The organism is Streptococcus sp. 29896, assembly GCF_032594915.1.
Classification (GTDB): Bacteria; Bacillota; Bacilli; order Lactobacillales; family Streptococcaceae; genus Streptococcus; species Streptococcus suivaginalis.
In genome coordinates, this window is sequence record NZ_CP118733.1 from 1,512,245 (window position 1) to 1,534,315 (window position 22,071).

The window sequence follows — 22,071 nt, forward strand, 5'->3', positions numbered from 1 at the left end:
ATAGCAAATTTTACGTTTTTTGGAAAATGGTGGACTTGTCCTCCCCACTCCTTGCAAACAGTTTTATAGGCCAAAGGATATAGTCTGATGAATTAGCTTTCAGACAAGAAATTGAGGTGCAGTGCAAGAGGCTGTTCTATGTTGAAAATAAACTTGCGATGCAAGTCACTTTCGTGGACTAAAGTCAGCCAAAAGTAACAAAGTATCAAAGCTAATTCAAATAGCTATACAAAAAAGGAGCCTAAGCTCCTTATAATCTTAATGAAATAGCTGAAACCCTCTTTGGTCATCTGCTCTTGCTTGCTCCGTCAGAGCTTTAAACTCCTCCCAGACAGGGCGTTCTTGGTCTGTAAAACGGAGATTGGCGCCTGGCAAGCTAGCATTAGAAATGGACTGCACAAAGCCTGACAAACTGGTCTCAAGTGCCAATCCTTCCTTACTTGCCACATCTTCCTTGACAAGCTCAAGAGCTGACTGCAATTTCTCCGTCAGTTCTTTGCCGATTGTTTCCTCTTTCCCGGCCAAAATGGGAGAAAGCTGGTCCAATAAATTGATGACACGTTCCTTATCCATAGGAACCTCCTTGTTTAATTTTATATTATTATATTACAAACAACAAAAATAAACAAGCAAGACCTAATTTTTAGGGTAAACCAATTCAAATTCTTCACAGACAACCAGCATATCCTCTGAGAAGGTCAGACCTGCTTCTGCCAGCCAGATTGTGAAAAGTTCTTCGTGGACCTGCCGCCAGTGGATCAGACTTTTCGCTTTTATGTCAGACAAGTCACCTTCCTGACGGAACTCGCCCTCCTTATAGGCATGTTCTTCCGTCACTTGGGAAAAGGGCGTCACATAGACCTTGGTGGTCTGTATAATACACACAGCCTGACCTTGCCCATCGAGAATGATGTCGTAGCCACCAGCCGTCGGGATTTCTTCTCCCTCTACTGCGTAGAGGGCATGGGCAGAGCTGGTCGAGGTTTTGATGCCTCTAGCCACCAATTCAGCCAGTCGATCAGCTTCCGCCCCAAAGGCCCAGGCCTCCGGCTCAGGACCTGCTTGGGAATTGATGGCAAGAAATTCTTGCCAGAGTTGTGTTGGGGTCATGTTTTTTCCTTTCTAGAATACCATTCCTCTCTCGTCAATAAACTCACTTTTTCAGTACGGACTTCATCAATGAGTGGGAAATGCACATCTTCCAAGAGGTATTGGTAAACAAAACCCAGCTTTTCTTGGACACGTAGGGACTTGCTATTTTCTACAAATGCACAACACCAAATCTTATCTAAACTCAACTGGGCAAATCCGTAATCCAGTAAAACTTGACTAGCTTCTGGAATGAGACCCTGTCCCCAAAACGATTGTCCAAGCCAGTAGCCCAGTTCTGCTTCTGAATCTGGCAAATCAAGCCCGCTCTGCTTGCCAATCATGAGGCCAATACTGCCAATGACCTGGCCTGTTTCTTTGAGGACAAGGGCATAGGTTTCTGGTTGACTGAGGACAGTCTTGATGATTTCTCGACTTTCTTCCAGACTTTGATGAACTGGCCAACCTGCTGCGGGTCCTACATCTGGATGAATAGCCTGAGAAAATAAGTCAACTGCGTCTGACTCGCTCCAAGGACGGAGCAAAAGACGATTGGTTTCTAACATCATAAAATTTCCTCGCTACTTCAAACTCCAGCCACCGTCAATGGTGATAATCTGGCCTTGCATGGAGGCCAGTTTGCCAGTAGCCAGCATGAAGGTCAGCTCTGCGATTTCGATAGGCTGAGTCCAGCGTCCGATAGGGGTCTGGTCTGCCACCCAGTCCGCCAGACCGCCAGGCTCAAAGTCCTTCTGGGTCATTCCTGTCTGGACAGCACCAGGAGCGATGCCAAAGACCTGGACCTTGTCCTTGGCATAGTCCAGTGCCAACTGCTTGGTAAAACCGGCCAAAGCGTGCTTGGAGGCGGTGTAGGCTGAGCCCCCTCCACCTGCTAGACTGGAGGCAATGGAGCACATATTGATAATGATGCCCGCCTGTCTGTCCACCATTTGTTGCAGATAAGGGCGGGTTAGTCTTGTCACCGCGAAAAAATTCACCGCAAAGATGCGAGCTAATTCTTCCTCCTCAATATCTAGGTGGGGGCGGTAATCGTCTAGAATGCCTGCGGTATTACAGAGAGCATCAACTGTCTGGCACCAGGAAAAGACTGGGGATAAATCACCAGTTAGGTCTAGTTGTAGAAAGTGGAAATCGCCTGACAAATCAGGCTTGCTGGCCTGATCAATCCCGTAGACACGCCAGCCATTTTCCAAAAAAATCTCCGCCTGCGCTAGTCCAATGCCGCTGGAAACGCCGGTGATGAGGGCTGTCTTAGTCATGGACTTCCACCCAGTCGGTCGCAAGGACATCGCAAGGGGTCGGGCTCCACATGGAGAAACCTTCGCCCTCGCCTGTCACGTTGATGAGGAAATAAGGCGTCGCCTCCAGCTTTTGCCCGTGGACCTCAATGGTGTCGAAGAGCTGGACGTAGTTCTCCGCTCCGCCCCAACCTGTGCGAACGTACTTTTTCTTGGCCTTCAAGCCTGGTAAAATCTCTTCAAATGTCATGGTTTGCTCCTTTGTTTTTCTTTATTATACCAAAAAATCAGACCACTCTAAAGAGTTGTCTGATCGTATTTCTACCCCACATTCTCCTTTTTCAATAGGAAAAATGTGCCTGCAAGTGTTGAGAAAAAGGCAAGAACCATAAAGATCAGAGGCAACCAACCTGTCCAATCCCGCGGTCCATAGCCAAACTGGCTGGCCAGCAGCTGACTAAAGCCGCTGAGCACCGTTAGCACATAGGCTGGAATCAAGGTATCTACAATTGCAGACTTACTGCGATAGTAGAAGAGACCAGCTACGATCCCTAGAATCACCAAAAGACTGGCCCACAAGGGCAGGGGAATCCCCTCATAAAACTGCCGACTAATCCAAAAACGCAAGACAATCAACCCCACAAAGCTAAGCCCCCAAGTCCCCATCAGCAGATAGGACTTGATTTTTGACCGTTCATAGACTAGGTTCTTTAGGATGAAAAAAGCAGAGCTGGGTAAAATGAGCGCCAGAACCAAATCGCACAGCAAGCCCCGCCATTCTACCACCATCTCACCGCTCACCCCAAATACACCTAAGAAAAACCAACTAATATAGACAAGGGAAATCAATCCTGTTAACCGCAAACCATAGTACCAGCGAATGGACGGTAAGTCAGACAAGAGTTCATCCGCCATCTGCTTGCTATCTTTACCCAAAAAATCCTCTGCTGACTGACCGTCTGCCTGGGCATCCAAGACATCTTGGTAGATTGAAAGCAAGAGTTCGGTCGCCTTTTCCTCCTGCTCATGAAAGGCTGATGCCAACATCAAGTAAGCATGGAGCTTACGCATATAGGCCTTGTTTTCCTTGGTCAACTTCCCCTGTAAACTACTAATAGCATTCAAATATTCCTGTTGCTTGTTCATCTTACTTCTCCTTTCTCACCAACAAAACTGCAGTTCCAATCCAAAAGGCCATAGCTGGAAGAATCACCAACATCAGATTGAACCAAACTGGAACAGCCATGACCATATTTACCACACCGCCAACAATCATAAAGAGATAGGTCGGTAAAAAGACATAGCGGACTAATTTTTCCTTTTGGAAAAATAGCAGAGCGAGACCGAGCAAGGTGAGTGGTACTAGAAGCCCCCAGCCAGTCAAGACTAGGTCAGGTTCCTTGGGCATTGCCCAGAGACGAAGTCCACAAATCACGAGAAAAAGAAGGGGGATGCAGAGAAAACTTGCCCAAACCTTGATTTTGCTGGTCTGGTAAATCAAACCGCGAATGATGAGGAAAATCCCAGCGGGGAGGAGGAGGCTAAGTACCGCGTCGCAGATCAGGTCCAGCCAGTTGAGGGAGATGGTTCCTGTCCCTGCAAAATCCATCAGCCATTGGCTACCTAGATAGATGACCAGCATGAGGCCACTCAGGTTTGCGACTTCCCTGAAACCAATCGGAGGGAGGTAGCTGAGTAGGTCATCCGCCATCTGCTTACTATCTTTACCCAGAAAATCCTCCGCCGAAAGCCCGTCTTTTTGGGCTTCAAGAACATCTTGGTAAATGGATAAGAGCTGGGCAGTCACTGCTTCTTCCTGCCTGTGAAAGACAGAGGCAATCATCATGTAGCCATTGATACGGCCCATGTATTCCTTGTTTTCCTTGGTCAGCTGGTTTTCAATCACTTCAATCTGCTTGCGGTATTCCATTTGTTTGCTCATCCTACTCTCCTTTCAATCGCTGAACCTTTTGAACCAATTCCGTCCATTGGCTCCAAAAATCTTCTAGATAAGCCTTTCCCTGGTCTGTCAGATAAAAATACTTCCTATCAGGTCCATCTGGTGATGGCTTGTTCTGACTAAGAATCAGGCTATTTTTTTCTAACTTCTGAAGGAGGGGATAGACTGTCCCTCCGACCATGTTTTCAAAGCCCTGATTTCTCAACTCCTGAACTAGCTCATAACCGTAAATTTCCTTCTGGCTGATGATTTGCAATACACAGCCATCCAGGACCCCCTTGAGCATCTGGGTTTCTTTCATAAGTCCTCCACTTCCTCTGCAAAAAATCCAAACAGCAAGCCTGATGCTAACATGATGCCTAAGATCAAAATAGAATCCAAGGCCCAACCTGTTATAATCGCCGTCACAAGCGTGATACCTGCTAGTTTCCAATTTTCCCGACTTTTCTTATCCAGTTTCATACTGCCTCCCTACCTAGTTTGTAATACCGACTAGTCTGATAAAAATAAAAGTGATTTTTTTGTCTTCTATCACTAGTTTGTTTTACCTATTAGCTTTGTATCTATAGTGTAACACAAGGTAGCTAGTATGTAAAGCAAAATAGTGGAAACTATTCAAAAAATAAAAAAACTTGGGTTTCCCCAAGTTTTAGGAAATAATCTGTTTATAAGAACGGGTTGTGATCGCATAAACCATCAAGTAAACTAGAAAATAACCGCCACAGATAGCCACTGTCACCTGCATCATAAGTCCTGCATTGACCACTCCGATAGACAACAAGATAGACGATAGCATCTTGTAGGCAAAGGCAAGATGAACAAAGGCAAGTAGGATAGGCAGGAAAAAGACGGTCAGCAACTGCTTGCGAACGGACTGTCTGGTCTGATCCTCATCCAGACCAACCTTGGTCATGATGACGAAGCGATCTCTGTCTTCGTAGCCTTCTGAAATCTGTTTGAAGTAAATCACCAGCACCACCGCCATCAAAAAGATGAGTGATAGCAAGAGGCCGATGAAGAAAAGTGATCCTGCAAAACTGAAGAAACCACGCATGGCATAGGCACGATAGGCGAGACTAATCGAGTTGGTACCATCTGGAAGAATATTAGAGCTCCACAGTTCGCTTTCAAAAGTACCGGATAAGAAGATCTCCTGGCTACTTACTTGTTCTTCTTCTGATAGACTGCTTTCAAAGCCCATATAATAGCGATTCTCAGCTTGATTTTCAAATATCGTCAGATCTTGAACCACAATGACTAAGTACTGACTGACATTAAAAGACATATGGTCAGGCAGATGACCCAAGGTCACATTCTTAGGCAAGACTTGGGCAACTTCCATCTCCTTTTCATCAAAGGTAAGGGTTTGACCAGCTTGATACTGGACTCCCTTACTGTAGATGGCTACTTGGTCTCTTGCCAACTGGAGTGCCTCTCCAGTCATCTTTTCATAGGTGGCTTGATCAAGGATAAAACCAACACCCAGGTCAGAGAAATCTACGCTAGCGGCATCTTCAACCGTAAAAAATCTTACTTGCTGATTTGTCACCTCAGTAAAAGAGGCTTGCTGGTAAGGATAGACCACCTTACTTTCAATAGGAATATCCTTCTCTTCTAAGATAGCTTCCGCCCACTCCTCCACTTGTGTTTTTGAAGCGGTTGGTTGCATTCCAACATCGATCGAATAATCATTTGGATTTTGATTGGCAATATAATCTTTGCCACCGATGTAAATACTGAGACCGCCAACCATGGTTACCAAGAACATACTGGAGAGGATGGTAATGGTCGCAAGGCCCAGAGCATTTTTCCGCATACGGAAAATCAAGTTGGATACAGAAATAAAATTCTCAGGCTTGTAGTAATAGGTCTGACGCTGTTTTAGCCAGTTTAAGAGACTGATAACACCTGATTGGAAAAGCAAATAAGTCCCAAAGATAACCAGAAGAGTCGCTCCAAAGAAACTTGGAATCGCCGTCAGCGGACTGGTCACTAGTTGGGCAATAGCATAGCCTGCCCCCAATAGGATAAGGGCTAAGAGAGTTTGTAGCCAGAGGAAGCCAGTTTTCTTATCCCCGCGCTTCTTGCCCTGAACCAGTTTGAGTGAGTCGGTCAAGCCCAGTTTCCCAATATTAAAGAGGCTGACCAAGGCAAAAATCCCAAAGAGATAGATCAGTACAGTGACTAGACTTTTCAACTGGAAGGTTGAAGCCAAGACCACAGGCATCTGCATGGCTTTCAGCAAGAGCGCATAGAAGAGTTTATCTAGAGCCAGTCCCAAGAGCAAGCCAGATAGAATGGTACCGACTGAAAAGACCAGATTTTCTAGAAATGTCATCAAGAGAAGATGTTTTTTCTCCAGACCAAGAATGCTATAGACACCAAACTCTTTTGACCGCTGCTTCATGACAAAACTATTGGCATAGAAGACCATGATGGCAACTGCCAACATGACCACAATCATACCAAAGCCCAGCACTTGAATAACCCCGTTGGCTCCCTTGACCTGACCTAAATCAGGATGAAAGGCAAGAGAAGCAAATATATAGGCAATGGCTGTGGACAAAATAGTCATCAGAGCATAGGGAAAATAAAGTCTGCGGTTCTTTTTGAGATTGGTTAAGCCCAATCGAAAGGTCAATCCCAGCATACTATTCACCTCGATTCGCCATGACTGTCAATGTATCTGAAATCAGTTGGTACATCTCCTGATTGTTTCTTTCACCTCGGTAGATTTGATTGTAGAGGATACCATCCTTGATAAAGAGGACCCGTTTGGCGCGACTGGCTGCTGCTGTCGAGTGGGTTACCATCAAAATGGTTTGCCCCTCTTGGTTGATTTTTTCAAAGATATCGAGAAGGGTTGCCGTTGATTTGGAGTCGAGGGCTCCAGTTGGCTCATCCGCTAAAAGGATTTCTGGCTGGGTGATGATGGCACGCGCCACCGCAACTCGCTGTTGCTGACCACCCGAAATCTCGTAGGGCATTTTGTCTTGTAAGGTCGCAATTCCCAGACTGTTAAGGGTTTGAATCAAACGCTTATTCATCTGGTCAAGCGGAAAACGGGATAAAACCAGAGGCAAGAGAACATTGTCCTTGACAGAGAGGGTGTCCAAGAGGTTGAAATCTTGGAAGACAAACCCCAATTTCTCCCGACGAAAGACTGCAGCTTCCTTACTCTTAATCGTTTCTGTATTGACACCATTGAGCAGGACATGACCACGGGTCGGCTTGTCTAAGGTCGCAAGAATATTGAGCAAGGTGGATTTTCCAGAACCGGATTCTCCCATGATGGCGACATATTCACCCTTTTCAACTGTAAAATGAATGTCTTTCAAGGCTTCAACCTGACTGGCTTGAAAGCGGGTTTGGTAAATTTTTTGAACGTGTTGTACATCAAGTAGTGTCATTGTTTCTCCTCCTTTTCTAGCCTTATTCTACCAAGTCTCAAAACTACTATCCATCGGTTTAGCTTTCATTTGGGTGACATTTTTGTAAGTTTACTCAAAGACCAGCTCTGCTTGTTCCAAATGAATCTTCACCACCGTTCCTTGCCCCAAGACAGACTGCAGTTCAATCTTGTAGCCCAGTTTTTCTGCCAATCGTTTCGCTAGATACAGGCCTAGCCCCGATGACTGTTGAGTCCTGCGACCATTGTAACCTGAAAAACCGCGTTCAAAAACCCTCTGAAGGTCACTTTCTGCAATTCCTATCCCTGTGTCAGCGATGACCAAGACCTCCCCTTCTAATCCAATTGTAACCTTTTTCCCCTTACTATACTTGACAGCATTGGACAAAAACTGTTCAATCAAGAGACTGAGCCAGCGCTTATCGGTCGAAAGTGTCAGGGACAGCTGGCCTAATTCCAGCTTGATTTTATCCTCTATAAAAAAGAGAGAATATTTCTTGACCAAGTCCCGAACGACCTCTTCCAAGTCCACCTGCTCCAACTGCAAATCTTCGTGGAAGGATTGCAAGCGTAGATAGTTAAGGACCAAACTAGTATAGTGTTCCAATTTGAACAACTCCTTCTCCAGAGCGGCCTGACTCGGGTGCTGCTGCAATTCTCCTACCAAGAGGTGACTAGCAGCCAGGGGAATTTTCATCTGGTGGGCCCACATGGTGTAGTAGTCCTCCATATCTCCCTGCCACTTGGCTTGTTGAGCCTGTAAGTGGTTGAGCTTGTCCTCCAAACTAGAAATGTCATCCATCAGCATCGTTTCCAAGGCAGACACCGCTGCAAACTCTCTATTTTCAAGCTTCTTTCGATAGCGCCGCCACTCCACCAAGCCATCCATCCCTAAAATAATCACGGCAAACAGGAACAAAAGCCCTGTGGCATAGTAAGTCAACTGACGCTGAACCGAAAATAGATCACTGAGAAAGAGGATAAACAGTAAAAAGACCAAAAAACAAGCAAAAAATTGCCAGCGACTACGCAACCAACCTGTCAAAAAACTATGCCTCATCTGTCACCTCCATCAAACCATAGCCCAGTCCTTTTTTGGTCACAATCAAATCAGCCAAGCCCAAATCTGCTAATTTCTTACGAAGACGGGCTACATTGACAGACAAAGTATTATCATCCACAAAGATATCACTATTCCAAAGCTGACGCATCAACTGATCACGGCCCACAATCTGTGGTGCCTGTTCAAACAAGACCCTCAAGATTTGAAATTCATTCTTAGTTAATTCTTCCTTGTCAGCCCCATAGACCACCTGCATGGTCTTTAAATCCAAGCAAACTGGGCCAAACCAGAGCAAACTTTGGTCCCCTAGAAAATCATAGGACCTCCTTATCAAGCCTTGAATCTTAGCCAAGAGAACCGTCATATCAAAGGGCTTGGTCACGAAATCATCTCCCCCCATATTAATCGCCATCACAATATCCATGGGCTGGTCATGAGAGGATAGAAAGAGAATGGGAAGCTGTGAAAACTTGCGGATTTCCTGGCACCAATAATAGCCATTAAAATAAGGCAGACCAATATCCAAGACCAAGAGGTGGGGTTGAAAGGTCCTCATGTGGTCCAATACCATCTGAAAATCCTCCACGACCTCTACTTGGTAGCCCCAATTTTGTAAATTTTTCGCCAAGAGGCTACGAATAACCTGGTCATCCTCAATCAGTAAAATCTTATACATACCATCTCCTCACTTTCTACCTACTATTATACTGTATTTCCTTGTTCATTTAGGCTATTTCTGGCAAATTTACCTTACAAATTTGTCATTTTTGAGGACTTTGGCTATACTTAAAGGAGTATCAGAAAGGACAGCCATGGCAAATTTATTCGATTACATACAAGAGGTAGAGTACGATAGCTTCTATGATATTCCCCTGACCAAACTAGATCTTCTAGCCCTGACAGAACTCTCCTATCTTCCCTTTGATCAACTCGTCAGCCCTGCTTTTTCCCGTGAAAAAGGAACTCGTTTAGACCACCTGGCTCAAGCTTTCCAGGAAGCATTTACAGATGTTTTCCCTCCCTTTTCCATGGTAACTAAAAATAGGCTCAAATTGCTGCGTGTCTTGGCTAGCGCCAATCGTTTTAAGTATATCAAGGTTTTCGCCTTTGTCGACGAGGTTAGCTTGGACTTGCAGAAGCAGTTTTCGGCCCTGTGTTTTTCACTCAATCGTCAACAAACGGTGGTCAGTTTTAGGGGAACCGACGACACCATTATCGGCTGGAAAGAAGACTTTCACATGACCTATCTGGAAGAAATCCCCGCCCAGAAGTCTGCTCTGCTCTATCTGCAACAGGTTATGGAAGAGGTCGGGGGCACTTTTTTTGTGACAGGCCATTCCAAAGGTGGCAATCTGGCTCTCTTTGCAAGCAGTTTAGTAGAATCTGATTTGCAAGAAAGAATTGTCCAGGTCCTTGCCTTCGATGCACCAGGTTTGCATAAGACCATCACCCAGTCAGCAGGTTACCAAGCCATCACCGAAAAATTCCTCCCTATCGTCCCACAAAATTCTATCGTTGGTATGATGTTGGAACAGACCGAAAACGCCCAAATTGTTTATAGCAATACCATCGGTCTCCTTCAGCATATCACCTTTTCTTGGGAAGTCATTGGTCTGGATTTTAAACCTGCACAAGCCTTAACAGACAATAGCCTTCAGACAGATCAAACCCTCAAAACTTGGACAGCCAGCTTAACTGAGGAAGAGCTACGGCATTTCTTTGACCTCTTTTTCGGGATATTTATCGAGGCGGGCATCCATCGCTTTAGCGATTTAACCGTTGATACCCCTTTAAAAATCCGGCAAGTCATTGAAAATGGTCGACAACTGAGCCCACAAGAACAAGCCATGATGGAACGCCTAATCCGGCAATTAATTGACACCCGTTACCAGATTTGGAAAGAATCCTTGGCGCATTTCTTGCCCAAGCCTCCTGCACTGTTGGATGATTGGTGGCAACAATTCCAAGAACAGAGTCAAAAAAAAGAAGAGAGCTAATCTCTTCTTTTTTTGTCTAGAAATGATTTTCCATCCTCTTATAATTCTTCGATTCGAAGAACCTCATCTGTCATTTCCCAAATGCTTGGATTATGGGTCGCAATCAAAATCAGGCGGTTTTCCTTTCGAAGGGAGAGCAGGAGATCCATGATAGCTCTGGCCGTCTCAGGGTCAACGGATGCCGTTGGCTCATCTGCCAAGATAAAGGGCGGATTTTTAAGGATGATTTTGGCTAGAGCAACCCGCTGGGCTTCACCACCAGACAACTCATAGATGGGAGCGGACAAATCAAGATAAGTAAGACCAACAGTTTCTAAGGCCGCCCGTTGCTGTTCCACTTGTTGGACCTTGGTCAGTTTTTGCCCAACCAAACCCAGCTTCAAATTCTCTCCGACAGTCTGGCTTTCAATCAGTCCAAAATGTTGAAATAAATACCCCAGTTCATGGCGGAAAAAGTCAGTTGATTTGTAGGAGCTCAGCTCTTTTCCTCGATATAAAATAGATCCTTCGTAATCTTCTAGTTTCGCTAACATGTTCATCAGAGTGGTTTTTCCGCTTCCACTCGCACCAATCAGAGCATAGATTTTTCCTGCCTCTAATTGGAGGGATACATCTGTAAATAACTGGCGCTTTCCGAATCGTTTGCAGACCTTGTCTAATCGAATCATACTAGGCTCCTTTCAAAATAGTTGACAGGCTCTTCTCCTCTTTCCTTGACTGCCTATATAAAAGCAGGGAGGTATTTGCCAAGAAAAGCGCAAACACTGCTAAAGAGAGAAAGACATGCTTGGTGAAAAATAGACCGCCCACAGCTCCCAATAAGAGAACACAAAACTGAGCTAAGAAGTAGCTACGGTGTTGCTCAAAAAAGGTAAGTCCCGCTAGACGTTTGATAAAAATCTCTCTGCGAAATTCTTCAAAATAGAGCAAATTCATGGTATTAAATAGAAGCAGAGAGGTCAAAATGCCCAGACCAGCACTTGCCATCATAAACCAGACCTCCCGCTGCAATTTATTCGCAAAATCCTGAAAGATCTGGTTGCCAGAAGGCATCTCCGAAATCTGGTAGTCTAGGCCATGAGTTGTTACCAAGTCCTGTAAATAGGCCAAATCTTCAAAATAGAAATAGGTTTGAAGCTGATTTGACCAGAAATCTATTGCTTGGTCACCTGTTGATTGGGGTGTTAGGACCACCAAAATCGGATCCCTGACAAACTGTTGATAGGATAAGGGGGTGGTATTGTATGTAAAGCGCAGCTGATTGCTGTCAATGTAGTGGAGCATGGCTTTCATTTTTTGAGATGAGTCCTGCATATAAACCATATCGGTCAGGGCTTCTTCAAATTCTGAAATCAGATTTTGCTCCTTCTCTCGGAGTTTATCAGGCACAAGCAGGATGAATTTGCCACTGCTGTTTAGCTTTGCCAGACTTTCTTTCAAGGCGGGGGTCAATTCTATCCCTTGTCGCTCTAGATACAGGGGTGTGACTAGAAGGACATTTCCTTGAGGGCTGTAATCTTGCCAATCCAAGAGCGGTGCCTGTTGCCAGATATTGCCACCAGTATTCACCCAATAATCCACCAAGAAATGGCGACTCAGGAGGCCTTTTTGATCAGAGACAGCTTTTTCTGCCAGTTGCAACCACTTGCTCTGAATTTGATTTCGTTCGTCCTTATCATGAGAAAAACTGCTACGGTTAAAGCCTAAGCTGACCAAGTCTTTCTCCTGCTGCCACATGGTCTGACCCGCATGGTGCAGGCTCCAAGTTTGAGAGTAAAGGAAGGTCCGACTGACGCCGAGCGATACAATCAGGAGCGCCAGCATTTGCCCAAAGAATAATAAGCCCATCACTCCCTTTACAGGAAACCGCCCCTTGATCAGTTGCATCAGATGAACCCTTTGCAGAGCGATTGAAAAGACAGAGGCAAAGAACAAGGCAATCAAGAAAAGCAGAGCTCCATAGATGGCTAGTCCGCCCACAAGGGTTAGGATAGCTAGTTTGGGAAGCCCAAACAGGTAAAAGAAGAGGATGGCTGAGCTACTACCGATTAGCCAACCAAAGAGCAAGTCACGACCATCTTCCCTCATAGGCCTGAGAAAAATGCTCCACCGACTCTCACCTGAAATCAATCGAATACCTGAAGCTCGTAACCGACCGATATGACCAATCAAAACAAGGGCTCCAAAAGTCAGGAAGAAGATCAGAAGGGCAATCAGCTGAAATCCGTTGCCAAAAATCCAAACAAGAACATCCAGACTAGACGGTTGCATCAGGTGCATATGCGATAGACCAATGGCTGCCAACTTTTCCTGCAACTGACTGAGACGCAAGGAGCCTCCAAAAATAAAATAATTGGTCACAATACTTGGGTTGACAAGGTCTTTCTTCTCTTTTTCACGGATGCCTTCCGGTAGGCTACCCTTTCCGAATAGGACATAAGAGATCTCTGTTGTTCCCTCTCCTCCAACCTCCTCATGCTGCATGGCGATTAGGCTATCTGTCTCATCTGCCAATTCCTGCAAACTTTCTGCAAGGCTTGAAAAGTTAGCTCTTTGTTCCATATCAAGGACTACAACCTTAGGATAGTAGAAGGAAACATAGGTATCCGCCCAGATAGATACAACCCAGGATAAAAAGCAGGCGACAAGAATATTGGACAGGATGATAAACAATCTTTTCATGGCTACCTCCCTACTTGAATCAGCTTTTTTATTTTATTATATCAAAATACTATATATGTTGCAAAAAAATATATAAACCAAAACAAAAAAATCTGAGTCTCCTCAGATTTGCTATCCTATAAATACTCGCCCTTGACAACAAAGAAGGTGCCACGAATTTCGCCAGCTAGTTTGGAGCGTTGGCGGGCAAACTTGAATTTCCCTTCAAATTCTTTGGGAATCTCAATCCCGTTTGACAATTTGAAACCGACCGCTCGTTTGCCACCTTCTTCTAGCGTATAGAGGACATTGACAGCCAGGCCATTGTCATAAAAAACAAATGACCAGAGAATACCGTCTACCTCAAGCTGAGCGACATTGAGTGGAGTATAAGGAAAAACCATGTCCCGCTCTGCCAAGACCTTCTCGATAAAAGGCAGGATTTCAGGCTTCTCTTCTGGTGTGTAAACCACATACTCCTGCTTGTATTTGTTCCAGAAATAGCGGGCTTCGTTGGCACGCAGACCTGCCAAGACTTCTGCGACTGGACTAGTTTCCAATCCTGTCGTTTCGACTTCTTTGAAATTTACTGTATAAGGCATGATTTTCCTTTCAATAAAGAAAGCACCCGAAGGTGCTAGGTATTTATGCGTTAAACGCTTCTGTTAATTGTGGTACCACTTGTTTCTTACGGGAAACGGCACCTGCAAGGAAAGCGTGGTTGTTTTCCAACTTGAAGTTGAAGGCCGCTTCCACCTTGTCCATGTTGCTTCCAAGGGCAAGGATTTCAGAGTTTGAGTTAACGATGTCTGTAATCATCAAAACAAAGTCAGAGTAGCCATTTGCTGCTGATGCTGCTGTCATAGCTGCTTCGATTTCTGCTTGGCGTTCCAAGACTTCTGCAATGTCCACTGTGTTGACTTGGGCTACACGCACGTCATTGCCGTTCAAACCAAAGGTTTTTGCATCGATGTCAATCAATTCTTCTGCTGACTTGCTGGCAAGGTTGGTTCCTGCTTTCAAGAGTGCCAAGCCGTATTCTTCCAAGTTCACACCAGCAATTTCAGCCAATTCAGCTGCTACTTGTGGATCTGTTGCATGAGTAGTTGGCGATTTGAGCAAAAGAGTATCTGAAATCAAACCTGACAAGAGGAGACCTGCCACTTCTTTTGGAGGTGTCACACCATTTTCTTTGAAGGCACGGTAAACGATTGAAGATGCTGAACCTACTGGCTCCAAACGCATGTACAATGGATTTGCCGTTTCGAAGTTTGCGACACGGTGGTGGTCAATAACAGCTGCCACTTCTACATCTTTGATGTCTGCGATTGATTGTTGGAATTCATTGTGGTCTGTCAAGATGACTTGGCTAACACCTTCTGCCTTAGCAGACTCAACCACGCGCGGTGCAGTAACACCAAAATAGTCAAGTGCAAAAGCTGTTTCTTCATTTGGCGTTCCAAGTGCAACTGCTTCCGCATCACGACCAAACACTTCACGCTCCAAGTGAGCCCAGCCGTATGATGATGCAATGGCATCTGTATCAGGATTTTGGTGACCAAAAACTAAAAATTTAGACATGTCTACAACCTCATTTTTCTAATAATCTCCTACATTTTACCATAAATAGAAAGACTTGTGAACATGGACGGGTCGGGATTTGCCAAACGTTTTCAAAAAGAGTAAGATAGAAGGTAGCAATACAAAAGGAGAACCATATGAAATTTTCAGACTATACCTATGTTCGTCCAGATTATGAAGCTATCAAAGCTCAATTTTCTGACCTGACAGACCAGTTGGCTGCGGCTAGCGATTTGGAAACAACTCGTACACTTGTGGCAGCCATTACAAAATTACTCAACCTGGTCGATACCCAGTACAACCTCTGGATGATCCGTCATACTATCGACATGAACGATGAGTTCTACAATGAAGAAACCAAGTTTTGGAATGAATATTCGCCACTCTTTGAAGAATTAACCACCAACTACTACCGTGTCATTGTCCAGACACCTTACAAGGAAGAGTTGTCAGACATCTTGCCTCAAACCTTCTTCATGCAGGCAGAAAACAAGCTCAAGACCTTCTCATCAGACGTCATTCCATTACTGCAAAAAGAAAATGAATTATCTGATGAATACAGTAAACTGATCGCTGGTGCAGAGATTGATTTCCAAGGTCAGACCTACAACCTGGCACAAATGGGGCCATTCGGTCAATCAACCGACCGCGAGGTCCGCAAGGCTGCTTCTGCTGCTACAACTGCCTTCTTTGAAAGCAAGGAAGCTGATTTTGACCGTGTTTACGATGAATTAGTAAAAGTCCGCACAGAAATCGCCCACAAACTCGGCTTCAAGGACTATGTGGAATACGGCTACCTCAAGATGAACCGTTTCGACTACAATCGTGACATGGTCAAGGTTTACCGTGAGGAAATCCTCAAGCATATCGTACCGATTGTGCAGAATCTTCGTGAACGCCAAGCCAAACGCTTGCAGGTGCCAAGCCTCAAACACTACGACCTCAATCTTGAGTTCTTAGACGGCAATGCGGTGCCACAAGGTGACCCAGATTTTATCGTCAGCCAAGCCCAAGACATGTACCGCGAATTGTCCGCAGAAACAGGTGAGTTCTTCGATTTCATGATTGAGCATGAACTCTTGGATTTGGTCGCAAAACCAGGCAAAAACAGCGGTGGCTACTGTACCTATATTCCTGACTTCAAGAGCCCATTTATCTTCTCCAACTTCAACGGAACCAGCGGTGATATTGATGTCTTGACCCACGAAGCAGGTCACGCTTTCCAAGTCTATCGTTCGCGTTGGATTCAAAGTCCAGAAGTTGTTTGGCCAACCTACGAAACCTGTGAAATCCATTCCATGTCTATGGAATTTATGACCTGGCCATGGATGGACCGTTTCTTCAAGGAACAGGTGGATAAGTACAAGTTTACCCACTTGGCAAGTGCCCTTCTCTTCTTACCTTACGGTGTCTTGGTGGATCACTTCCAGCACGAAGTCTATGAACATCCAGAAATGACACCAGCAGAACGCAAGGCGACTTGGAAAAAACTCCAAGACCTCTACTTACCAGACCGTGATTATTCTGAGTCAGAAGCCCTCAACCGTGGTATCTTCTGGTACCGTCAGGGGCATATCTTTGCCAGTCCATTCTACTACATCGACTATACCTTGGCCCAAGTCTGCGCCCTCCAATTCTGGAAACGCACGCAGGTAGATCACGATGAAAATGCTTGGGAAGACTACATCCGCATCTGTGATTTGGGCGGCACCAAGTCCTTCTTGCAAGTGGTTGAAGCTGCAAACCTCCAATCACCGTTCAAAGAAGGTGCCCTCGAAAGCACCGCCAAAGCTGCTGCCGATTGGTTAAATGCAGTTAAGGATAACGAACTATAAAAGACAAAAATCTGAATGAGATTCAAACTCATTCAGATTTTTTTGCTTTGACAAATTCGATGTACTTATCCCCAAAAACTTCAATTTGCTCCAAAACCAACTTAAATTCCTGACCAATCTCACTCAGTTCATACTCCACTTTTGGTGGAACCTGTGCATAAACCTTCCGAGTGATTAAACCATCATCCTCCAATTGACGTAACTGCTTGGTAAGGGTTGCTTGGGAAATCCCTGTCAATCGACGGTGCAATTCATTAAACCGAATCGGTCCTTCTTCGATATGATGTAGTAATAAGATACTCCATTTCCCAGATAAGACACTCTGAGTGGTCACATAAGGACACTCCGGAACCGTATGTTGTGTGAAAGTTGCCATAATTTCTCCTTTATTTTCCCTTGATATTACACATTACTTCACAAAAAGATAGTGACTATTCAAAAAAATCGTACTTGTATTATTTTTAGTACCTGATACAATAATACCATAAACTGCGAAAGCAGGAAAGTATTTTCTCAAAAGGAGCGATACAATGAATATCAATTGCACTATATAATACAAAGGAGTACCTATGTCACTAATCTCAGTTTTCAAAAATATATTTACAAAAAAGGAAGAAAAAAACATGAAAAACATTCTATTTATCGTTGGTTCACTACGTGAAGGTTCATTCAACCACCAAATGGCTAAACAAGCTGAAAGCATCTTAGAAGGTCAAGCAACTGTATCTTATCTTAACTATAAAGAAATCCCGCTTATGAACCAAGATCTTGAAACACCAGTCTTGCCAGCTGTCCAAGCTGCACGCGATGCGATTATGGCTGCAGATGCTATCTGGATTTTCTCACCAGTTTACAACTTTGCTATTCCAGGTACTGTGAAGAACTTGATTGACTGGCTCAGCCGTGCCCTAGACTTGTCAGAAACACGTGGCCCATCTGCACTACAAGACAAAATTGTTACCGTATCTTCTGTTGCAAGTGCTGGACACGAGCCAATGTTCGCTAGCTACCATGCACTCCTACCATTTGTTCGTATGCAAGTCGTTGGTGAATTTACAGGTACAACTGTCAATCCAGAAGCATGGGGAACTGGTCAGTTGGTATTGTCAGAGGAAGCCATCGCTGGTCTGCAAGCGCAAGCTCAAGCTTTGTTAGAAGCTTAGATTCTACAGGTCAATATAACCTTTATCGAGTTGAAGATGATAAAATTGCAGAACTCTGGGATGTTGTTGTGCCAATCGAGGAAGATTCCAAAACTTCCAATAGCAATGCTAAATTCTAATCAAAAACCAAGAAAATAAAATGAAAGAAAATTAAAATGAAACTATATTACATCATCGATGCTTATTGTGGTTGGACCTACGGCTTTAACCACATTTTCACAAAATTCATGCAAGACCATCCTGACATAGAAATAGAGGTCATTAACGGAGGCTTGTTTGTCGGAGATAATAAAAAGAAAATGGTTGATTTCCAGCAGGCACAGACCATCAACAAACAAATCGAAAGCTATTACCAAATGTCTTTTGGCGATAACTACAATCAATTGTTTAAGGATAAGGACTTTACCATGGACTCTCTTGGTCCTGCTAGAGCCTACTCAGTCTTGAAAAACTATGTTGAGACACCTAACCATGCTCAGCTAACATTAGACATTCAAGCCTTATTTTTTGAAGATGGGTTAGACCTCAGTCAAGCAGACAGTTACACCAGCCTAATCGGTAGCTATCAGCTACCTACAAAGGCTATGGAAGAACTATCAAGCATCTTGAATCAACCAGAAAATCTACACCCAGACTTTATCAAGGCTTATGAAATGGGGGTAACCTCTTTCCCAACCTTGTTACTTGAAAAAGACAGGAACTTCTTTAATCTTATTAACCAAGTACGCACAGTAGATGATTTGGAAAAAAATTTCCAAACAGCTATTACGCAATAGAAAGGGCAACTATTTATGGAAAAACATTATAAGCTACAAAATGGAACAGAATTACACATCTTTACAAATGATGAATCAAGTTTTATGGTTACGGCGACCTTAATCATTAAAAATGGCAAGGCTCTCCTTGTAGGTTCAGGGTTTAAACAATCAGAAGGAGAGCGAATTGTTCGCTATCTACAAGACGCGCAACTGACATTAGAAAAAATCTTTATCATTCAAGAGGATCCAGACTATTATTTTGCTCTTGAGCCTATCAAAAAATCATTCCCAGAAGCCATTGTCTATGCAACGTCTTATGTTATCGACCATATTTTAAAAACAGTATCAAAAAAATTACAGGTATGGGGAGGCTCTTTAGGTGACCAAGCTCCTAAAAATATTATTTTACCAGCGCTCATTCAAGAATCTACATTAGAATTTGAAGGTGATAAATGGGAATTTTTCGGTAGTGAACCAAGTCAAATCAATCTTTGGAATGCAGAAACCAAAACCATTATTGGCGGTATCAATACCTTTAATCAAATTCACCTCTTCTTAGCAGATTCACAAACTACCGAGCAATTGAAAGCCTGGCAAGATCGATTAAAAGATATGAAGGCACTGGATGCCTCTCTCATTATTCCAGGTCATGCAGATAGTGAAAGTTCATTTGATTCTCAAGCACTTGATTTTTCAATCGCCTATATTGAAGTAGCAATCAAATTAAAAAAAGAAGTCAAAGACTCAGCTACTTTTATCGCTAAAATGAAAGAAAAATTCCCTAATCTTCGTAACGAGGCAGTCTTGGAATTGAGTGCTAAAGTCTTAACAGGTGAAATACCATGGGGGTAATGTATGTCAAAAAATCAATTATATAAAAATATTTTAGAAGAGACTTATCTAGCTACTGCTCAAGGTCGAATAGAAGATTTCAAGAGCCATTTGGCTGCTGATATCTCTTGGACAGAAGCTGCAGGCTTTCCCTATGCTGGTACCTATATCGGTCCAGATGCAGTGATCGAAAACGTCCATGCAAGACTAGGTTCTGAATGGACCAATTATAGTGCCACACCTGTTGATTACGCCTTTTCAGGAAACCGTGTCATGGTTTATGGCTACTACAAGGGGACCTACAACCTTACTGAGAAATCCTTCCAAGCAGACTTTGTCCATATTTACGATTTTAATGCTGAAAATAGAATTACACACTTTATCCAAATCGTAGATAGCGCACTTGTTGAGAAAGCTATGAGATAAAAATCAATTTTCAAAAGTCTATTCGTCACACATTACTTCACCAAAAGATACTAAGTAACTCGAAAATTCCTATAAATTGTATCAGAAAGTCAGGTATTCCCATGTACAATTCCAAATTTGAACTGGGTTATGTCGCCCTCAACGTCCGCAATCTCGAACTTCAAAGCCTATTTTACCAACAGGTACTGGGTCTGCAAATTTTGACGGAAAGTCAAAACCAAATCGACCTCGGCGTCGGTCAGACCATCTTAGTTCGCCTCATCCAAACAGCACAAGACGGAGATGTCAGCCACAGCTATGGACTCTATCACTTGGCCATTGTCCTACCTAGCCGAGAGGACTTAGGCACCATTTTCCGCCATTTTATAGACAATAAGATTCCTCTCCAAGGCGCCAGTGATCACGGTTACAGCGAAGCCATTTACCTAGCCGACACCGAAGGCAACGGCATCGAAATTTACCGCGACCTGCCTCAAGACACTTGGGATGTCCGCCCGGACGGCCGTATCGTCGGCATTACTGAGCCTATGGATGCTGAAACGATCTATGCTTTAGGGAAAAAAGCTGACGCAGCCTATCAGATGCCAGCTGGCAGTCGCATGGGTCATGTCCATCTATCTGTCCGAGAAAGCGCTGCTTCTAGCCGATTTTACCAAGAAGTCCTAGCTGTCGAGGATAAATTCTCCGTCCCATCTGCAGCTTGGCTAGCCTCAGGCGACTATCATCACCACCTAGCTGTCAACGAATGGGGAGGAAAAGAACTGCAGACGCGAACTGAAGGCATGCCCGGACTTGCCTACTACACAGTCATCTATTCCAATTCTGAATTTTTTGAAGCAAGCTTGAATCGCGTCATTGCTGCAAACCTAATCGTTCAAAAACTGGACAACACTGCAACCTTTGTCGATATAGACGGTATCAAAACCAAATTCATCTTAGAATAGAAATAAGAAAGGGAAATGCCTGAGCACTTCCTTTTCTTTGTTTATTTGATTAAGCCAAGATCATATTTCATTCCCAAAATCCGTTTGACGGATTGGTCAATCCGCTCCTCGGTAATTGTACCAGACTTTACTTGTTCGATAATATAAGGAATTTGACTGGCATAACTTGAAGACAATATCATATCTGTCCCAGCTTGAATGGTCTGCAAGGCACCTGTATCTTGATCTACAAATTGGACCAAGCCCTGCATATCAAAATCATCCGTCATAATGACACCCTCAAAACCAAGCTCATTCCGAAGGATTTTATTGATTTCAGGTGAAATGGATGATGGGACATCATCAATGGCAGGTACGATATTGTGACTAACCATGATAGAGTCTGCACCTGCCTCAATCCCAGCCTTAAAGGGAAGAAAGTCATTGGCCCGTAATTCTTCTAAACTACGGTTGTCATGGACCAAATCCGTATGCGAATCAGCATTGTCTCCATAACCCGGGAAGTGCTTCAAGGTCGAAGCAAATCGTTCTTCTTTCAACAACGAAACCAATTGACCAATATAGTCTGCGGTGGTTTTCGCATCCTGCCCAATGGTCCTATCGTAGATAAAAGATGATGGATCAGTGGATAAATCTGCAACAGGGAAGAAACCTGCATAGATTCCCACACCTTTTAAAAGACTGGTCTTCTGCTTGGCATCCGACAAAATCGCCTCAATGCCACCAGCTTGGTACAATGCCAAAGGCGATGTAAAAGGTGTTTCCAGAAGTTGACTAATCCGAGTTACCGTTCCACCTTCCTCATCTGAAGCCATTAATAGCGGCACTTTTGAAAGTGATTGATAAGAAGCAATTTCTTCCTTGACTTGTTCTAAGTTCTTACCTTCATAATCCCGCGAAAATAAGATATAGCCTCCAAAATGATAGGTTTCCAATGCCTCAGCTTGTCCTGCAGATGGCATCCGAGCAAAAATCATCTGTCCGACCTTTTCTTCTAAGGTCATCTGTTGCAAATAATCAGAGATACGTTTATCCTTAACAGAAATTTCCTGAACAGTCACAAAAGAAGGACTGTTGATAGACTGTCCTTCTCTT

26 protein-coding genes are annotated in these 22,071 nt (G+C 43.9%); 7 read left to right on the forward strand and 19 right to left on the reverse strand.

The window, feature by feature from the left end; genetic code table 11:
* Nucleotides 1–258: 258 nt before the first annotated feature.
* From PXH68_RS06850 to PXH68_RS06910, 13 genes are all read right to left on the reverse strand, one after another.
* Nucleotides 259–573: a hypothetical protein gene (locus PXH68_RS06850; RefSeq protein ID WP_248027719.1), complete on the reverse strand. Its 315-nt coding sequence runs from the start codon at nucleotides 571–573 to the stop codon at nucleotides 259–261.
* 63 nt (nucleotides 574–636) lie between these two features.
* The gene (locus PXH68_RS06855) at nucleotides 637–1,110 is read right to left on the reverse strand and encodes an ASCH domain-containing protein (RefSeq protein ID WP_248027720.1); all 474 of its coding nucleotides are present in this window, start codon (nucleotides 1,108–1,110) and stop codon (nucleotides 637–639) included.
* A complete protein-coding gene (locus tag PXH68_RS06860; RefSeq protein ID WP_248027722.1) occupies nucleotides 1,107–1,658 on the reverse strand; it encodes a GNAT family N-acetyltransferase in 552 nt (183 codons plus the stop codon). Before PXH68_RS06860 ends, PXH68_RS06855 begins: the two co-directional genes overlap by 4 nt.
* Nucleotides 1,659–1,670: 12 nt before the next feature.
* Nucleotides 1,671–2,369 carry a 3-oxoacyl-ACP reductase gene (locus tag PXH68_RS06865; RefSeq protein WP_248027724.1) on the reverse strand — a complete coding sequence of 233 codons (699 nt, stop codon included), beginning with the start codon at nucleotides 2,367–2,369 and terminating at the stop codon, nucleotides 1,671–1,673.
* Nucleotides 2,362–2,598 (reverse strand): DUF2829 domain-containing protein, encoded by a 237-nt coding sequence (locus tag PXH68_RS06870; RefSeq protein ID WP_004194840.1) that lies wholly within the window; start codon nucleotides 2,596–2,598, stop codon nucleotides 2,362–2,364. Before PXH68_RS06870 ends, PXH68_RS06865 begins: the two co-directional genes overlap by 8 nt.
* 71 nt (nucleotides 2,599–2,669) lie before the next feature.
* On the reverse strand, nucleotides 2,670–3,494 hold the full coding sequence (locus PXH68_RS06875; RefSeq protein WP_248027726.1) for a DUF1129 domain-containing protein: 825 nt from the start codon (nucleotides 3,492–3,494) through the stop codon (nucleotides 2,670–2,672).
* A 1-nt stretch (nucleotide 3,495) separates the two neighbouring features.
* Nucleotides 3,496–4,290, reverse strand: a complete 795-nt coding sequence (locus tag PXH68_RS06880; protein ID WP_248027728.1) for a DUF1129 domain-containing protein — start codon at nucleotides 4,288–4,290, stop codon at nucleotides 3,496–3,498.
* A gap of 1 nt (nucleotide 4,291) precedes the next feature.
* Nucleotides 4,292–4,609: a PadR family transcriptional regulator gene (locus tag PXH68_RS06885; protein WP_024387534.1), complete on the reverse strand. Its 318-nt coding sequence runs from the start codon at nucleotides 4,607–4,609 to the stop codon at nucleotides 4,292–4,294.
* Entirely contained in the window at nucleotides 4,606–4,770 is a 165-nt protein-coding gene (locus PXH68_RS06890; RefSeq protein WP_248027730.1) for a hypothetical protein, read from the reverse strand. Before PXH68_RS06890 ends, PXH68_RS06885 begins: the two co-directional genes overlap by 4 nt.
* A 187-nt stretch (nucleotides 4,771–4,957) precedes the next feature.
* The gene (locus PXH68_RS06895; RefSeq protein ID WP_248027732.1) at nucleotides 4,958–6,958 is read right to left on the reverse strand and encodes an ABC transporter permease; all 2,001 of its coding nucleotides are present in this window, start codon (nucleotides 6,956–6,958) and stop codon (nucleotides 4,958–4,960) included.
* Nucleotide 6,959: 1 nt separating this feature from the next.
* Nucleotides 6,960–7,718 (reverse strand): ABC transporter ATP-binding protein, encoded by a 759-nt coding sequence (locus PXH68_RS06900; protein ID WP_248027733.1) that lies wholly within the window; start codon nucleotides 7,716–7,718, stop codon nucleotides 6,960–6,962.
* 90 nt (nucleotides 7,719–7,808) lie between these two features.
* On the reverse strand, nucleotides 7,809–8,777 hold the full coding sequence (locus PXH68_RS06905) for a sensor histidine kinase (protein ID WP_248027735.1): 969 nt from the start codon (nucleotides 8,775–8,777) through the stop codon (nucleotides 7,809–7,811).
* Nucleotides 8,767–9,456, reverse strand: coding sequence for a response regulator transcription factor (locus PXH68_RS06910; protein ID WP_248027737.1), 690 nt, complete (start codon nucleotides 9,454–9,456; stop codon nucleotides 8,767–8,769). The genes PXH68_RS06905 and PXH68_RS06910 overlap by 11 nt, the downstream gene beginning before the upstream one ends.
* A 136-nt stretch (nucleotides 9,457–9,592) precedes the next feature.
* On the opposite strand from PXH68_RS06910, the gene PXH68_RS06915 reads away from it, so the two are divergent.
* Nucleotides 9,593–10,777: a DUF2974 domain-containing protein gene (locus PXH68_RS06915; RefSeq protein ID WP_248027738.1), complete on the forward strand. Its 1,185-nt coding sequence runs from the start codon at nucleotides 9,593–9,595 to the stop codon at nucleotides 10,775–10,777.
* A 38-nt stretch (nucleotides 10,778–10,815) separates the two neighbouring features.
* Here PXH68_RS06915 and PXH68_RS06920 read toward each other — a convergent pair whose 3' ends face one another.
* The 4 genes from PXH68_RS06920 to PXH68_RS06935 all read right to left on the reverse strand — a co-directional run bounded on the left by PXH68_RS06920 (nucleotide 10,816) and on the right by PXH68_RS06935 (nucleotide 15,019).
* Nucleotides 10,816–11,445: an ATP-binding cassette domain-containing protein gene (locus tag PXH68_RS06920; protein WP_248027740.1), complete on the reverse strand. Its 630-nt coding sequence runs from the start codon at nucleotides 11,443–11,445 to the stop codon at nucleotides 10,816–10,818.
* 1 nt (nucleotide 11,446) lies between these two features.
* Nucleotides 11,447–13,459: a DUF1430 domain-containing protein gene (locus tag PXH68_RS06925; protein ID WP_248027742.1), complete on the reverse strand. Its 2,013-nt coding sequence runs from the start codon at nucleotides 13,457–13,459 to the stop codon at nucleotides 11,447–11,449.
* A 116-nt stretch (nucleotides 13,460–13,575) separates the two neighbouring features.
* Nucleotides 13,576–14,040, reverse strand: coding sequence for a phage tail protein (locus PXH68_RS06930; RefSeq protein ID WP_248027744.1), 465 nt, complete (start codon nucleotides 14,038–14,040; stop codon nucleotides 13,576–13,578).
* A gap of 43 nt (nucleotides 14,041–14,083) precedes the next feature.
* Nucleotides 14,084–15,019, reverse strand: a complete 936-nt coding sequence (locus tag PXH68_RS06935; protein WP_024387158.1) for a manganese-dependent inorganic pyrophosphatase — start codon at nucleotides 15,017–15,019, stop codon at nucleotides 14,084–14,086.
* A 137-nt stretch (nucleotides 15,020–15,156) separates the two neighbouring features.
* On the opposite strand from PXH68_RS06935, the gene PXH68_RS06940 reads away from it, so the two are divergent.
* Nucleotides 15,157–16,854, forward strand: a complete 1,698-nt coding sequence (locus PXH68_RS06940; RefSeq protein WP_248027745.1) for a M3 family oligoendopeptidase — start codon at nucleotides 15,157–15,159, stop codon at nucleotides 16,852–16,854.
* A 28-nt stretch (nucleotides 16,855–16,882) separates the two neighbouring features.
* On the opposite strand, the gene PXH68_RS06945 is transcribed toward PXH68_RS06940, so the two are convergent.
* A complete protein-coding gene (locus tag PXH68_RS06945) occupies nucleotides 16,883–17,230 on the reverse strand; it encodes a winged helix-turn-helix transcriptional regulator (RefSeq protein WP_207560278.1) in 348 nt (115 codons plus the stop codon).
* 247 nt (nucleotides 17,231–17,477) lie between these two features.
* Between PXH68_RS06945 and PXH68_RS06950 the strand changes: the two genes are divergently transcribed.
* The 5 genes from PXH68_RS06950 to PXH68_RS06970 all read left to right on the forward strand — a co-directional run bounded on the left by PXH68_RS06950 (nucleotide 17,478) and on the right by PXH68_RS06970 (nucleotide 20,976).
* Nucleotides 17,478–18,017: an NADPH-dependent FMN reductase gene (locus PXH68_RS06950; protein ID WP_248027747.1), complete on the forward strand. Its 540-nt coding sequence runs from the start codon at nucleotides 17,478–17,480 to the stop codon at nucleotides 18,015–18,017.
* A 155-nt stretch (nucleotides 18,018–18,172) separates the two neighbouring features.
* Nucleotides 18,173–18,793 (forward strand): thioredoxin domain-containing protein, encoded by a 621-nt coding sequence (locus tag PXH68_RS06955; RefSeq protein WP_248027749.1) that lies wholly within the window; start codon nucleotides 18,173–18,175, stop codon nucleotides 18,791–18,793.
* Between the two features lie 15 nt (nucleotides 18,794–18,808).
* Nucleotides 18,809–19,627, forward strand: coding sequence for an MBL fold metallo-hydrolase (locus tag PXH68_RS06960; RefSeq protein ID WP_248027751.1), 819 nt, complete (start codon nucleotides 18,809–18,811; stop codon nucleotides 19,625–19,627).
* A 3-nt stretch (nucleotides 19,628–19,630) separates the two neighbouring features.
* Nucleotides 19,631–20,032 carry a nuclear transport factor 2 family protein gene (locus PXH68_RS06965; RefSeq protein ID WP_044682016.1) on the forward strand — a complete coding sequence of 134 codons (402 nt, stop codon included), beginning with the start codon at nucleotides 19,631–19,633 and terminating at the stop codon, nucleotides 20,030–20,032.
* Between the two features lie 101 nt (nucleotides 20,033–20,133).
* Complete coding sequence (locus PXH68_RS06970; RefSeq protein WP_248027753.1) at nucleotides 20,134–20,976, forward strand: VOC family protein; 843 nt, start codon at nucleotides 20,134–20,136, stop codon at nucleotides 20,974–20,976.
* A 41-nt stretch (nucleotides 20,977–21,017) separates the two neighbouring features.
* Here the strand turns inward: PXH68_RS06970 and PXH68_RS06975 are convergent, their stop codons facing one another.
* Nucleotides 21,018–21,980, reverse strand: coding sequence for a glycoside hydrolase family 3 protein (locus tag PXH68_RS06975; RefSeq protein WP_248027766.1), 963 nt, complete (start codon nucleotides 21,978–21,980; stop codon nucleotides 21,018–21,020).
* Nucleotides 21,981–22,071 lie beyond the last annotated feature (91 nt).